Below are 13,922 nucleotides of genomic sequence, written 5' to 3' on the forward strand. Positions count from 1 at the left end.
TAGGAATAACTATAACTCGGATAGATGAATAACTCTTAGGAAATCGCTCGATTTTATCCCCTTGTCGTTCGTAATGAACACGTCGCACTCCACGCTTTCGGCCGTAGCGAAATGGAGTGCGTCGATAAGTTTGAGCCGTTGTTGCGCCCCATTTTTTGCGGCACTTTTTATCAGGCTTGGCGCAACCGGAACGAAATGGAATAGTCGGAGATCATCGAAGAGGATTTCAAAACTCTCGACGGAGTCTTTTCGACCGCGCTTATATGCGCCATAAAGGCATTCTCCGGGCGTTATCTCGCTTGTGACCAGGGGAATTTTCGCCTCTTCCACATATTCGAAAAACTCACCCGCAAGGCTTTGGTATTCTTCGTGTCCCTCGATAAAATAGATAATTACGTTCGAATCGACGTAAATTTTCCTTGCGGCTGCGATCATGCTATTCATCACTGCGGAACTCACGAATATCCGCGTCAATTTGCTCCGCGCTCAATGGGCCGTATATCCGTGCTCCGGCCCCCTTCAAGGCACGGAGCCTTTCCAAGCGGCTCTGGGTTTCGCTTGCCCCTTGCTCCCTCATGATGTCGTCCAGGTGGCGCGTAAGCGCCTCTTGCACGAGGAAAGACCGCGAACGGTTCGTGCGCAGCGCGGCTTGTTCAAGGCGCTCCCGGATTTCTCCGGGAAGGCGGATGGAAAGGGCGGGGGTGTTCATGGACATGGTCCAAAGAGTTAAGAGTATGTGTCATGCGGTGTCGTACATTGTATTCTACTTGGCTCCAAAGTCCAATCGGAGTGCGGTGGATTGATGCGGCCCGACGCTGCGGGCTCGAAAGCCGCTTTACGGTGCCTCGCTCCCAACGCCCCTTGACCCAACCCAACCCCCTGACCCTCCCCGTACAAGACGCCCTCCTATCACCGGAGCGGGCTTTCTTAAGAGGGTTTTTTGACAGACGGCTTTGAAGGCCTGGCGGCGACCGACTCTCCCACGCCTTAAGACGCAGTACCATTGGCGCTGAACAGTTTCACGGCCGAGTTCGGGATGGGATCGGGTGTTTCCTGTTCGCCATGACCACCAAGCCATCGAAGCCGTCTGTGATGTCGTTATGGGAATTTACAAGCGCTAGGGCCGGCCTGGCCGCTGCGCGTTTATCAAGCCGATCGGACGATTAGTACCGGTTAGCTTCACGCATTACTGCGCTTCCACACCCGGCCTATCAACGTGGTGGTCTACCACGGTCCTGATAGGGAAACCTGGTTTCGAGGGAGGCTTCCCGCTTAGATGCTTTCAGCGGTTATCCTGTCCATCCTTAGCTACCCAGCGATGCCACGGGCGTGACAACTGGTACACCAGAGGGATGTCCATCCCGGTCCTCTCGTACTAGGGACAGCTCCTCTCAAGTTTCCTACACCCACGGTAGATAGGGACCGAACTGTCTCACGACGTTCTAAACCCAGCTCACGTACCACTTTAATCGGCGAACAGCCGAACCCTTGGGACCTGCTCCAGCCCCAGGATGTGATGAGCCGACATCGAGGTGCCAAACACTGCCGTCGATGTGGACTCTTGGGCAGTATCAGCCTGTTATCCCCAGAGTACCTTTTATCCGTTGAGCGATGGCCCTTCCACGCGGGACCACCGGATCACTATGACCGTCTTTCGACTCTGCTCGAACCGTCGCTCTCGCAGTCAGGCGGGCTTTTGCCATTGCACTCGTCAGCCGATTTCCGACCGGCCTGAGCCCACCATCGCGCGCCTCCGTTACTCTTTAGGAGGCGACCGCCCCAGTCAAACTACCCACCACGCAGGGTCCCGGACCCGGATCACGGGCCGCGGTTAGACATCAGGAGACGGAAGGGCGGTATTTCAAGGATGGCTCCACGAAAGCTGGCGCCTTCGCTTCAAAGCCTCCCGCCTATCCTACACATCCATCGCCTAATGCCACTGCGAAGTTGTAGTAAAGGTTCATGGGGTCTTTCCGTCTGGCCGTGGGAACTCCGCATCTTCACGGAGAATTCAATTTCGCTGAGTTGGTGTTGGAGACAGCGGGGAAGTCGTTACGCCATTCGTGCAGGTCGGAACTTACCCGACAAGGAATTTCGCTACCTTAGGACCGTTATAGTTACGGCCGCCGTTTACCGGGGCTTCGATTCAAAGCGTTAACCTCTCCTCTTAACCTTCCGGCACCGGGCAGGCGTCAGACCCTATACGTCGTCTTGCGACTTCGCAGAGCCCTGTGTTTTTAGTAAACAGTCGCCACCCCCTGGTCTGTGCCCCCTCGCCCTGGTTGCCCAAGACGAGGGCCCCCTTCTCCCGAAGTTACGGGGGCATTTTGCCTAGTTCCTTCAACACCATTCTCTCAAGCGCCTTGGTATACTCTACCAGCCCACCTGTGTCGGTTTGGGGTACGGTTCATACGTGGGGCTATTTCCTGGCCTTCCTTGGCTGCCCGGTCAATCCGATAAGACCAGACAACGTCCAGAAGGCGTCACCCTCCACGAGCTCAGGACTATTAACCTGATTGCCATCGCCTACGGCTTTCGCCCTCGGCTTAGGGACCGGCTCACCCTGCGCGGATTAACCTTGCGCAGGAACCCTTGGGCTTTCGGCGGAAGTGTTTCTCACACTTCTTTTCGCTACTCATGTCAGCATTCTCACTTCCGATACCTCCAGCAGTCCTCACGGACCACCTTCACAGGCGTACGGAACGCTCCGCTACCACTTCATCTTATCGATGAAATCCACAGCTTCGGTGCACGGCTTGAGCCCCGGTACATCTTCGGCGCAGGATAGCTATTAGACCAGTGAGCTGTTACGCTTTCTTTAAAGGATGGCTGCTTCTAAGCCAACCTCCTGGTTGTTATGGCCGTCCCACATCCTTTCCCACTTAGCCGTGACTTGGGGACCTTAGCTGGTGGTCTGGGTTGTTTCCCTTTTGACCTAGGACGTTAGCACCCTAAGTCTGTCTGCCGGATTAAACTCTGCGGTATTCGGAGTTTGGTTAGGTTTGGTAAGCCTCGCGGCCCCCTAGCCCATCCAGTGCTCTACCCCCGCAGGTCATCATCCGACGCGCTACCTAAATAGCTTTCGCGGAGAACCAGCTATTTCCGAGTTTGATTGGCCTTTCACCCCTAGCCACAGGTCATCCCCGTCTTTTTCAACAGACGTGGGTTCGGTCCTCCAGTGGGTGTTACTCCACCTTCAACCTGCCCATGGCTAGATCACCCGGTTTCGGGTCTAATCCGACGAACTCGACGCCCTCTTAAGACTCGCTTTCGCTGCGCCTCCACCTATCGGCTTAAGCTTGCTCGCCAGATTAAGTCGCTGACCCATTATACAAAAGGTACGCCGTCACCCCCGAAGGAGCTCCGACTGCTTGTAGGCATCCGGTTTCAGGAACTGTTTCACTCCCCTTATCGGGGTGCTTTTCACCTTTCCCTCACGGTACTGGTTCACTATCGGTCGTCAAGGAGTACTTAGCCTTGGAGGGTGGTCCCCCCATGTTCAGACAGGGTTTCACGTGCCCCGCCCTACTCAAGGACTTAAAGCTGCAACACCCATACGGGGCTGTCACCCGCTATGGCCGGCCTTTCCATGCCGTTCTGGTTAGAAACTTCAAGTCACTGGGCTAGTCCGCGTTCGCTCGCCACTACTAACGGAGTCTCGGTTGATGTCCTTTCCTCCGGTTACTGAGATGTTTCAGTTCACCGGGTTCGCCTCCATTTCCTATGAATTCAGAAATGGATACCCCAAAGGGGTGGGTTGCCCCATTCGGAAATCCACGGATCAAAGCCTGCTCTCGGCTCCCCATGGCTTATCGCAGAGTGCCACGTCCTTCATCGCCTCTTGACGCCTAGGCATCCACCAGATGCCCTTCTCTTGCTTGATAAAACGCGCAGGGGTCAACCCGACCCCAAACGCGCAGATACTCAGCGCTTGTACATAATTCCCATTGCTCCGAACAGTTCCCTGTTCGGAACGACATCAAAACCCTCTTTACAATGTCAAATAGCAGAAAACGCGACGCCCGAAGGGCGTTTCTGATCTCTTGGCGTTGTCTTTTAGTTGGGACAAGGCCTTGCGGCCTAGATTAAGGCTGGGGAAGCTTGCTTCCCCAGACCCCTTGCTTTGGTGGGCCTGGGACGACTTGAACGTCCGACCTCACGCTTATCAGGCGTGCGCTCTAACCACCTGAGCTACAGGCCCAAAGCCTTGCCCAAAAGACATAAACGCCGAAAGAGATGGGAGGACGGCTCCAGAAAAACCAGAACCGGATTTAGTCATGATCAAGTGAAGATCGGGATTGCTCCAGATCGTCCTTGAAAGGAGGTGATCCAGCCGCAGGTTCCCCTACGGCTACCTTGTTACGACTTCACCCCAGTCGCTGACCCTACCGTGGCCGGCTGCCTCCTTGCGGTTAGCGGACCGTCTTCGGGTAGAACCAACTCCCATGGTGTGACGGGCGGTGTGTACAAGGCCCGGGAACGTATTCACCGTGGCATGCTGATCCACGATTACTAGCGATTCCGACTTCATGCACCCGAGTTGCAGAGTGCAATCCGAACTGAGACATCTTTTGGAGATTAGCGCCCTCTCGCGAGGTGGCGACCCATTGTAGATGCCATTGTAGCACGTGTGTAGCCCAGCCCGTAAGGGCCATGAGGACTTGACGTCATCCCCACCTTCCTCCGGCTTGTCACCGGCAGTCTCTCCAGAGTGCCCACCCGAAGTGCTGGCAACTGAAAATGAGGGTTGCGCTCGTTGCGGGACTTAACCCAACATCTCACGACACGAGCTGACGACAGAATCACCTTGCCCGGCGAAAGACCCACGAGCCCACCTTCGGCCTGCCGGCGGTGTGGGTCGATCTCGCCAACCGCGAGGAGGCGATGTTCCGGGGCTACACGGTGGTCGAYYCCCCCACCGTGATCACCACCCACTTGACCGAGATGGTCAAGGACCACATGGCCGACCTGTTGTCGTATGCCGAGACACAAAAGCTCCTGAACGACCTGGAAAAAGACCAGCAAAAGCTGGTGGGCGACCTCATCCCGGCCCAGATCAGCCTTTCCGGGGTGCAGCGCATCTTGCAAAGCCTGCTGGCCGAGCGCGTTTCCATCCGCGATTTGCCGACCATTTTGGAAGGCATCGCCGAGGCCAGCGCCGCCACGCGCAACATCACCATGATCACCGAACACGTCCGCACCAGACTCGCTCGGCAGTTGTCGGATGCCAACATCAACGAAGATGGCATCGTGCAGCTTGTCACCTTGTCGCCGGCCTGGGAGGCGACCTTTGCCGAGTCCCTGATCGGCTCGGGCGACGAGCGACAGTTGTCCATGGCGCCGAGCCGCTTGCAGGAGTTCATTGTCGCGGTGCGTCAGACCTTTGAGCGCTTTGCCATGAAGGGCGAGGCGCCGGTGCTGCTGACCAGCCCCATGGTCCGGCCCTATGTGCGCTCTATTGTCGAGCGCTTCCGGCCGTCCACGGTGGTGATGAGTCAGAATGAGATTCATCCCAAGGCGAGGATCAAGACCTTGGGGCAAAATGTTGTCGCCAAGCACAAGAGCAACCGGATCTTGTCCAACAAACTCACGACCGATAATAAAAGCTTGAGCTAGTCCATCGGGGGAAGGCTGGATGGCGTAAGTAAGTGCAATTCCCCATTGTGACCCGTCACCGAGCATCGTTTGAAATAACGACTGATCGTAGGGGGTAGTTATAATTAAAATATCTCGGATACCCGCTAGCATAAGGGTAGTGAGCGGGAAATAAACCATAGGCTTATCATAAACTGGCAAAAGCTGCTTGCTGATAGACCGTGTCACAGGATAAAGGCGGGTACCGGAGCCGCCCGCTAAGATAATTCCCTTCATGATCTTCTTTCCTGTCGAGAAGAGAGAGCAAAAAGCTCATCAATAACTCGATCTAGACTTTTTTGCCAATGAGGCAAAACAATATCAAAATTATTTTTGAGCTTTGTACAGTCGAGCCGGGAGTTTTTTGGGCGACGAGCAGGCGTGGGATAGTTATCCGTCGTTATGGCGTGCAAAATAGGCCTCCGACCTGTCTCCTGTTCTAGGCGCTGGAAAATATGCTCGGCAAAACCGTGCCAAGTCGTCTCGCCGCTCCCCGTTGCATGATAGGTGCCCCAGGCTTTCCCACCTTGAGCAATGTGTGCAACGACGGAGGTGATGGTTGCCGCGAGATCCGCCGCTGCAGTTGGGGCGCCATACTGGTCGGCAACCACGCTCAAGGTCTCGCGTTCAGCGCCTAGATGTAACATCTTCTTCACAAAGTTGGTCCCATGAGCAGCGTAAACCCACGTGGTTCGCAAGATAACGTGGCGGTGCCATATCTCGCGGATCTCCAACTCACCCGCTGCCTTGCTAGCCCCATAGACATTCAACGGGGCAATCGGATCTTCCTCAACGTACCAACCATCCTTAGTGCCATCAAACACGTAGTCGGTAGACACGTGAATGACAGGAATACCTCTCCTTGCGCAGTCTTGTGCCAGAAACCGGGGACCGTCCCGATTGACCGCAAAGGCAAGTTCGGGCTCTTTTTCGGCTTTATCAACAGCGGTGTAGGCTGTCGCATTAATTACCAAGTTGGGATCATACTCGGCAACGACCCGCAAAACATCCTTTTCCAGACTCATATCAAAATCAGGGTGCCCGACACCAGCAAGCGAGACACCGATGGGCCAAGAAGCACGCATCAGCTCGTGACCGAGCTGTCCAGGCGTCCCCAGGACAAGAACCTTCATGGCTTAGATCTTCTCCTTAGTCAGACCGAGACGCTCACCTTGATAAGAACCATCCAGAATAGAACGCCACCAGAATTCATTAGCTAGGTACCATTCAACAGTCCGGCGGATCCCTGTTTCAAAAGTTTCAAGCGGACGCCAGCCAAGCTCTCTCTCTATCTTGCTTGCATCAATGGCGTAACGCTGATCATGCCCTGGACGATCCGTAACGTGGGTAATGAGACGGCCATGAGGCGCACCCTGTGGATGAAGTTCATCAAGCAAAGCACAAAGTGTGCGCACGACTTCGATGTTCGTCCGCTCGTTGAAGCCCCCGACGTTGTAGCTCTCACCAATCAGACCTTTTCCCAAAACCAGGACAAGCGCTCGGGCATGGTCCTCGACATAGAGCCAATCCCGGACATTAAGGCCCGCACCATAGACTGGCAGCGGTTGACCGGACAGCCCTTTGAGAATCATCAGGGGAATAAGCTTCTCGGGGAACTGATACGGCCCATAGTTATTGGAACAGTTGGTCATGAGGGTTGGCAAGCCATAGGTCTCACGCCAAGCCCGGACCAGATGATCAGAGGAAGCTTTACTGGAAGAGTAGGGCGAATTCGGAGCGTAGGGTGTTGTTTCTGTGAAAAATCCTTCATCTCCAAGAGTGCCGAAAACTTCATCAGTGGAAATATGAAGAAAACGGAAGAGAGATTTTTCCTCAGCCGGCAAAGAAGACCAATAGCCGCGAGCCGCTTCCAAGAGACGGAAAGTTCCGACAACATTTGTCTGGATAAAATCGCCAGGACCATCAATCGAGCGATCAACATGAGACTCAGCAGCCAGATGCATGACTGCATCGGGGCGATGGGTCGCGAAAATCCGTCGCATAGCCTCGGCATCACAGATATCGGCATGCTCGAAGGTATAATGAGGATTTCCCTCGGCACCGGGAAGCGAAGCGAGATTAGCCGCGTAGGTTAGCTTATCGACATTGATAACATGGGCCTCGGTCTGGGCAAGCAACAGACGCACCACGGCGGATCCGATGAATCCGGCGCCCCCAGTGACAAGAATACGCTTCATCTTTCCTCCGTTACTTCAAAAGATCCGATTCAGTAGGCCGAGAAAACCAGTTTTTCGAGCCCCATGATACGTCAAAGCTATGTCCTAAAGAGGACGCAAACAAGGGAATGGGTGGTAAATGTAAAAAAGTAAAGATTATTTTCTTATAATTTTCTATTCTGCTGCGCCCCGAAGGGTTTTGACAAGAATGGGAAGAACGGCTTGGTGGGTATAATGAGCTTCGACGAAGCGTCTTCCTGCTGCTCCTAAAGAGGCACGCAACACAGGATTAGCAATCAGATGGTTAAGAAATTTAAACCAATCGTCTTCACTTGAAGCTAAAAATCCATTTTCACCTTCACATATTATGTCTTTATTTACCCCAACTGGAGAAGCAACAACTGGCCGTCCGGCAGCCATGTATTGAATAAGCTTATAGCCGCATTTCCCTCGTTCCCAGGGGCCATCTTCCAAGGGCATAACTCCAATATCAAAGTTTTTAAGCTCTTCAATTTCGTTTTTTTCGGACCACTCTACACGCTCAACAGTCAGAGCTTGAGGTAAGGCCACGGATCCGGCGCCCACGAGTCGCAGCCGCACAGGGCCCTTCAAACGAGAAAGAGCACCAGCAATTATCTGAACATACCGAGCTGAGGAAGGCGACCCCATCCAGCCAATAACTGGAACCTCAGATGAGGACGCTGAGGGAAGCGGATGCGGATAGCGCTCAAGATCAATCACGGTAGGAAGAACAACTACGTTCTGTGAGCCACACGCTGTAGCCCAAGCTGCTAAGGTCGGATTCCCCACAGTCACATTGTGAGCCTGTTGGGCAAGACGAGCGAACTTTTTTTTGAGTAGGAATCGGACGAACGCACGAGGATGGCTCTCATAGCGTAGATACCAAGCGTCATCCAAATCCATTACATAGGGGACGCGACGGAGCAGGAAAGTTTCGACCCAAGCTGGGATCCAGGGTAAAGCCTCCTTCTCCAACCAAACCACATCGAAACGATGCGCTCTAAGCAAGAATGCAAGACGTTGCCGATAGGCTTTAGTAATTTTTATAAAAGAAATGGGGTGCCCTGCGTAGAGATCACGAATATACGAATCATCAAAAAATGGGACAACTTTAACATTAATATTATTATGTTTCAAAGGGTCGACAAAATCAATAAAACGCAAACGACTACTCGCTCCCAGTCTGTCGTATCGACTGAAAAGGAGAACAGAAATACTTCTGGATGTTTCTGCTGCCACTGAAGAGATGCTCCACCGAACGGAAATCAAGGCCCCGATCAACAACCTTTCTCCCAGGACAGCCAGCAGGAGAAAGCTCCCAGTCAGGAGTCGCGACTGTTCAGCTATAAGACCCGCTACAAAAAAGCAAGCTCACAGACCGGAAGGAGGGTGGTTGTACCTTCGCAGGAATGAAAACAAGACGCCTAACTGAGGCAGCAAGCTTAGAATCATGCGGACGTAGGCCCGTCCCACGGCCAACGCCTCGACTGGTTGCCTTCGAGCCAAGGCGTACCCTACGCGAACCATGGGCTCGGCGACAAGAGTAGCAAATATCGCACTTATAAAACCTAAGGAGGAAAAATGCTTGGCGGCATAAAGAAGCCGTGAGCGCCAAAGCAGGAATAGACGAGTATCAGGAATTCGCGCTGTCGTTCCACAACCATGGTGGACGGCGAAAGCGTATGCGAGATGCACAACTTGAAAACCGTACTGATGCACACGCAAACAAAGGTCAACATCCTCATAATAAACAAAGAAGCGCTCGTCAAATCCACCAATTTCCTTGAAAAGAGACCGGCGTATTAAAAGAAAAGCTCCCATTACCTGATCGACAGGCCGGGTATCTTCATGATCCCAGTCCCGAAGAAAATGAGATGGAAAAAAACGCGGGAAGAGACGGTCAAAGCCAGCCGCCTGCCCTAAAAGGGCGGCTGCGGTGGGAAAGCGGGCACAAGACCTTTGCGTCCGCCCTCGTTCATCGAGAAGGCGCACTCCGACCACGCCGATCCTAGCGTGTTGCGAATTTGAAATAAAAGCCACAGCTGGAGCGAGACTATTAGTCTTCAATAATGTATCTGGATTCAAAAATAGTAAGTAGTCTGATGATGATCTAATTGCCCCTTGATTGCAGGCAACACTAAACCCTCGGTTTTCGGGATTACGGATGATAACCAATTCTATCCCTGAGATTTGAGGCAAAGCTTCGATTGACCCATCGGATGAGGCATTGTCAACTATGATGATCCGTCGGACCAAATTTGCTGTATTCTCCGCAATAGACGTGACGCACTGAACAAGCGCATCTCCAGCATTCCAGTTTACTATGACAATATCGACAGCATATGTCATCTTTTAGGGCTCAAACGCTACGGTTTTTCAAAGATATCTCCAGGTGATGCAAAATTAAATCAGTTTTGTAATCACTAGAATCACTAACAACTTTTTCCCAATAACTAACAAGAGGGATGTGGGCAGGGTTTTCTGAAGAAGATCTCTTTATAAAGAAACCCATACGCGCGATCATGTAGTCCCAGAAAAAGTGGGTTCACTCTGGAGAGACTGCCGGTGACAAGCCGAGGAAGGTGGGGATGACGTCAAGTCCTCGATGGCCCTTACGGGCTGGGCTACACACGTGCTACAATGGCATCTACAATGGGTCGCCACCTCGCGAGAGGGCGCTAATCTCCAAAAGATGTCTCAGTTCGGATTGCACTCTGCAACTCGGGTGCATGAAGTCGGAATCGCTAGTAATCGTGGATCAGCATGCCACGGTGAATACGTTCCCGGGCCTTGTACACACCGCCCGTCACACCATGGGAGTTGGTTCTACCCGAAGACGGTCCGCTAACCGCAAGGAGGCAGCCGGCCACGGTAGGGTCAGCGACTGGGGTGAAGTCGTAACAAGGTAGCCGTAGGGGAACCTGCGGCTGGATCACCTCCTTTCAAGGACGATCTGGAGCAATCCCGATCTTCACTTGATCATGACTAAATCCGGTCTTGGTTTTTCTGGGGCCGTCCTCCCATCTCTTTCGGCGTTTATGTCTTTTGGGCAAGGCTTTGGGCCTGTAGCTCAGGTGGTTAGAGCGCACGCCTGATAAGCGTGAGGTCGGACGTTCAAGTCGTCCCAGGCCCACCAAAAGCAAGGGGTCTGGGGAAGCTCGCTTCCCCAGCCTTAATCTAGGCCGCAAGGCCTTGTCCCAACTAAAAGACAACGCCAAGAGATCAGAAACCGCCCTAACGGGCGGTCGCGTTTTCTGCTATTTGACATTGTAAAGAGGGTTTTGATGTCGTTCCGAGCAGGGAACTGTTCGGAGCAATGGGAATTATGTACAAGCGCTGAGTATCTGCGCGTTTGGGGTCGGGTTGACCCCTGCGCGTTTTATCAAGCAAGAGAAGGGCATCTGGTGGATGCCTAGGCGTCAAGAGGCGATGAAGGACGTGGCACTCTGCGATAAGCCATGGGGAGCCGAGAGCAGGCTTTGATCCGTGGATTTCCGAATGGGGCAACCCACCCCTTTGGGGTATCCATTTCTGAATTCATAGGAAATGGAGGCGAACCCGGTGAACTGAAACATCTCAGTAACCGGAGGAAAGGACATCAACCGAGACTCCGTTAGTAGTGGCGAGCGAACGCGGACTAGCCCAGTGACTTGAAGTTTCTAACCAGAACGGCATGGAAAGGCCGGCCACAGCGGGTGACAGCCCCGTATGGGTGTTGAACCTTTAAGTCCTTGAGTAGGGCGGGGCACGTGAAACCCTGTCTGAACATGGGGGGACCACCCTCCAAGGCTAAGTACTCCTTGACGACCGATAGTGAACCAGTACCGTGAGGGAAAGGTGAAAAGCACCCCGATGAGGGGAGTGAAACAGTTCCTGAAACCGGATGCCTACAAGCAGTCGGAGCTCCTTCGGGGGTGACGGCGTACCTTTTGTATAATGGGTCAGCGACTTAATCTGGCGAGCAAGCTTAAGCCGATAGGTGGAGGCGCAGCGAAAGCGAGTCTTAAGAGGGCGTCGAGTTCGTCGGATTAGACCCGAAACCGGGTGATCTAGCCATGGGCAGGTTGAAGGTGGAGTAACACCCACTGGAGGACCGAACCCACGTCTGTTGAAAAAGACGGGGATGACCTGTGGCTAGGGGTGAAAGGCCAATCAAACTCGGAAATAGCTGGTAATCACCGGAGCGGGCTTTCTTAAGAGGGTTTTTTGACAGACGGCTTTGAAGGCCTGGCGGCGACCGACTCTCCCACGCCTTAAGACGCAGTACCATTGGCGCTGAACAGTTTCACGGCCGAGTTCGGGATGGGATCGGGTGTTTCCTGTTCGCCATGACCACCAAGCCATCGAAGCCGTCTGATGATGTCGTTATGGGAATTTACAAGCGCTAGGGCCGGCCTGGCCTCTGCGCGTTTATCAAGCCGATCGGACGATTAGTACCGGTTAGCTTCACGCATTACTGCGCTTCCACACCCGGCCTATCAACGTGGTGGTCTACCACGGTCCTGATAGGGAAACCTGGTTTCGAGGGAGGCTTCCCGCTTAGATGCTTTCAGCGGTTATCCTGTCCATCCTTAGCTACCCAGCGATGCCACGGGCGTGACAACTGGTACACCAGAGGGATGTCCATCCCGGTCCTCTCGTACTAGGGACAGCTCCTCTCAAGTTTCCTACACCCACGGTAGATAGGGACCGAACTGTCTCACGACGTTCTAAACCCAGCTCACGTACCACTTTAATCGGCGAACAGCCGAACCCTTGGGACCTGCTCCAGCCCCAGGATGTGATGAGCCGACATCGAGGTGCCAAACACTGCCGTCGATGTGGACTCTTGGGCAGTATCAGCCTGTTATCCCCAGAGTACCTTTTATCCGTTGAGCGATGGCCCTTCCACGCGGGACCACCGGATCACTATGACCGTCTTTCGACTCTGCTCGAACCGTCGCTCTCGCAGTCAGGCGGGCTTTTGCCATTGCACTCGTCAGCCGATTTCCGACCGGCCTGAGCCCACCATCGCGCGCCTCCGTTACTCTTTAGGAGGCGACCGCCCCAGTCAAACTACCCACCACGCAGGGTCCCGGACCCGGATCACGGGCCGCGGTTAGACATCAGGAGACGGAAGGGCGGTATTTCAAGGGTGGCTCCACGAAAGCTGGCGCCTTCGCTTCAAAGCCTCCCGCCTATCCTACACATCCATCGCCTAATGCCACTGCGAAGTTGTAGTAAAGGTTCATGGGGTCTTTCCGTCTGGCCGTGGGAACTCCGCATCTTCACGGAGAATTCAATTTCGCTGAGTTGGTGTTGGAGACAGCGGGGAAGTCGTTACGCCATTCGTGCAGGTCGGAACTTACCCGACAAGGAATTTCGCTACCTTAGGACCGTTATAGTTACGGCCGCCGTTTACCGGGGCTTCGATTCAAAGCGTTAACCTCTCCTCTTAACCTTCCGGCACCGGGCAGGCGTCAGACCCTATACGTCGTCTTGCGACTTCGCAGAGCCCTGTGTTTTTAGTAAACAGTCGCCACCCCCTGGTCTGTGCCCCCTCGCCCTGGTTGCCCAAGACGAGGGCCCCCTTCTCCCGAAGTTACGGGGGCATTTTGCCTAGTTCCTTCAACACCATTCTCTCAAGCGCCTTGGTATACTCTACCAGCCCACCTGTGTCGGTTTGGGGTACGGTTCATACGTGGGGCTATTTCCTGGCCTTCCTTGGCGGCCTGATCAATCCGATAAGACCAGACAACGTCCAGAAGGCGTCACCCTCCACGAGCTCAGGACTATTAACCTGATTGCCATCGCCTACGGCTTTCGCCCTCGGCTTAGGGACCGGCTCACCCTGCGCGGATTAACCTTGCGCAGGAACCCTTGGGCTTTCGGCGGAAGTGTTTCTCACACTTCTTTTCGCTACTCATGTCAGCATTCTCACTTCCGATACCTCCAGCAGTCCTCACGGACCACCTTCACAGGCGTACGGAACGCTCCGCTACCACTTCATCTTATCGATGAAATCCACAGCTTCGGTGCACGGCTTGAGCCCCGGTACATCTTCGGCGCAGGATAGCTATTAGACCAGTGAGCTGTTACGCTTTCTTTAAA

The 13,922-nt window shown here is 53.9% G+C and carries 7 protein-coding genes, 2 tRNA genes, 3 rRNA genes, 1 pseudogene and 6 other annotated features (1 of these 19 cut by a window edge); of the genes and pseudogenes, 2 read left to right on the top strand and 11 right to left on the bottom strand.

Annotated features, from left to right (window positions below; translation table 11 throughout):
- Window positions 1-9 precede the first annotated feature (9 nt).
- The 5 genes from RSPPHO_RS17255 to RSPPHO_RS00100 form a co-directional block, all read right to left on the bottom strand.
- The gene (locus RSPPHO_RS17255; RefSeq protein ID WP_051013518.1) at window positions 10-435 is read right to left on the bottom strand and encodes a type II toxin-antitoxin system VapC family toxin; all 426 of its coding nucleotides are present in this window, start codon (window positions 433-435) and stop codon (window positions 10-12) included.
- 1 nt (window position 436) lies between these two features.
- On the bottom strand, window positions 437-709 hold the full coding sequence (locus tag RSPPHO_RS00085) for a TraY domain-containing protein (RefSeq protein WP_157879020.1): 273 nt from the start codon (window positions 707-709) through the stop codon (window positions 437-439).
- 250 nt (window positions 710-959) lie between these two features.
- Window positions 960-1,074: ribosomal RNA gene (gene rrf, locus RSPPHO_RS00090) — 5S ribosomal RNA — on the bottom strand.
- A 68-nt stretch (window positions 1,075-1,142) separates the two neighbouring features.
- Window positions 1,143-3,884: ribosomal RNA gene (locus tag RSPPHO_RS00095) — 23S ribosomal RNA — on the bottom strand.
- Window positions 3,885-4,124: 240 nt separating this feature from the next.
- Window positions 4,125-4,201, bottom strand: a tRNA-Ile gene (locus RSPPHO_RS00100).
- A 129-nt stretch (window positions 4,202-4,330) separates the two neighbouring features.
- Window positions 4,331-4,463: a sequence feature (16S ribosomal RNA rRNA prediction is too short), on the bottom strand.
- Between the two features lie 5 nt (window positions 4,464-4,468).
- Window positions 4,469-4,916: a sequence feature (16S ribosomal RNA rRNA prediction is too short), on the bottom strand.
- On the opposite strand from RSPPHO_RS00100, the gene RSPPHO_RS00105 reads away from it, so the two are divergent.
- Window positions 4,903-5,616: an FHIPEP family type III secretion protein gene (locus tag RSPPHO_RS00105; RefSeq protein WP_197535622.1), complete on the top strand. Its 714-nt coding sequence runs from the start codon at window positions 4,903-4,905 to the stop codon at window positions 5,614-5,616. It overlaps the preceding feature by 14 nt.
- Here RSPPHO_RS00105 and RSPPHO_RS18480 read toward each other — a convergent pair.
- The 5 genes and pseudogenes from RSPPHO_RS18480 to RSPPHO_RS18270 form a co-directional block, all read right to left on the bottom strand.
- Window positions 5,542-5,871: pseudogene (locus RSPPHO_RS18480) on the bottom strand (sugar nucleotidyltransferase); the annotation flags it as partial. The gene RSPPHO_RS00105 and the pseudogene RSPPHO_RS18480 overlap by 75 nt on opposite strands.
- Entirely contained in the window at window positions 5,868-6,767 is a 900-nt protein-coding gene (gene rfbD / locus RSPPHO_RS17260) for a dTDP-4-dehydrorhamnose reductase (RefSeq protein WP_051013519.1), read from the bottom strand. The pseudogene RSPPHO_RS18480 and the gene rfbD, both read right to left, overlap by 4 nt.
- Window positions 6,768-6,770: 3 nt before the next feature.
- Window positions 6,771-7,832 (bottom strand): dTDP-glucose 4,6-dehydratase, encoded by a 1,062-nt coding sequence (gene rfbB, locus RSPPHO_RS17265; protein WP_051013520.1) that lies wholly within the window; start codon window positions 7,830-7,832, stop codon window positions 6,771-6,773.
- 153 nt (window positions 7,833-7,985) lie between these two features.
- Entirely contained in the window at window positions 7,986-8,996 is a 1,011-nt protein-coding gene (locus tag RSPPHO_RS17270; protein ID WP_157879021.1) for a glycosyltransferase, read from the bottom strand.
- A gap of 207 nt (window positions 8,997-9,203) precedes the next feature.
- Window positions 9,204-10,181 carry a glycosyltransferase gene (locus RSPPHO_RS18270; RefSeq protein ID WP_069187531.1) on the bottom strand — a complete coding sequence of 326 codons (978 nt, stop codon included), beginning with the start codon at window positions 10,179-10,181 and terminating at the stop codon, window positions 9,204-9,206.
- 290 nt (window positions 10,182-10,471) lie between these two features.
- Window positions 10,472-10,567, top strand: a sequence feature (16S ribosomal RNA rRNA prediction is too short).
- Window positions 10,568-10,629: 62 nt separating this feature from the next.
- Window positions 10,630-10,762 (top strand) — a sequence feature (16S ribosomal RNA rRNA prediction is too short).
- Window positions 10,763-10,891: 129 nt separating this feature from the next.
- On the opposite strand from RSPPHO_RS18270, the gene RSPPHO_RS00120 reads away from it, so the two are divergent.
- Window positions 10,892-10,968: transfer RNA gene (locus tag RSPPHO_RS00120), tRNA-Ile, on the top strand.
- 259 nt (window positions 10,969-11,227) lie between these two features.
- Window positions 11,228-11,721: a sequence feature (23S ribosomal RNA rRNA prediction is too short), on the top strand.
- Between the two features lie 7 nt (window positions 11,722-11,728).
- Window positions 11,729-12,172: a sequence feature (most likely nonfunctional fraction of RNA operon), on the top strand.
- Between the two features lie 69 nt (window positions 12,173-12,241).
- Here RSPPHO_RS00120 and RSPPHO_RS00130 read toward each other — a convergent pair.
- Window positions 12,242-13,922: ribosomal RNA gene (locus tag RSPPHO_RS00130) — 23S ribosomal RNA — on the bottom strand (it continues 1,061 nt past the right edge of the window).

It is taken from the genome of Pararhodospirillum photometricum DSM 122 (assembly GCF_000284415.1).
Lineage (GTDB): Bacteria > Pseudomonadota > Alphaproteobacteria > Rhodospirillales > Rhodospirillaceae > Pararhodospirillum > Pararhodospirillum photometricum.

Coding starts and splice junctions, on each gene's coding strand:
- RSPPHO_RS17255 (WP_051013518.1), bottom strand. CDS start 435: ATGATCGCAGCCGCAAGGAAAATTTACGTCGATTCGAACGTAATTATC.
- RSPPHO_RS00085 (WP_157879020.1), bottom strand. CDS start 709: ATGAACACCCCCGCCCTTTCCATCCGCCTTCCCGGAGAAATCCGGGAG.
- rfbD (WP_051013519.1), bottom strand. CDS start 6,767: ATGAAGGTTCTTGTCCTGGGGACGCCTGGACAGCTCGGTCACGAGCTG.
- rfbB (WP_051013520.1), bottom strand. CDS start 7,832: ATGAAGCGTATTCTTGTCACTGGGGGCGCCGGATTCATCGGATCCGCC.
- RSPPHO_RS18270 (WP_069187531.1), bottom strand. CDS start 10,181: ATGACATATGCTGTCGATATTGTCATAGTAAACTGGAATGCTGGAGAT.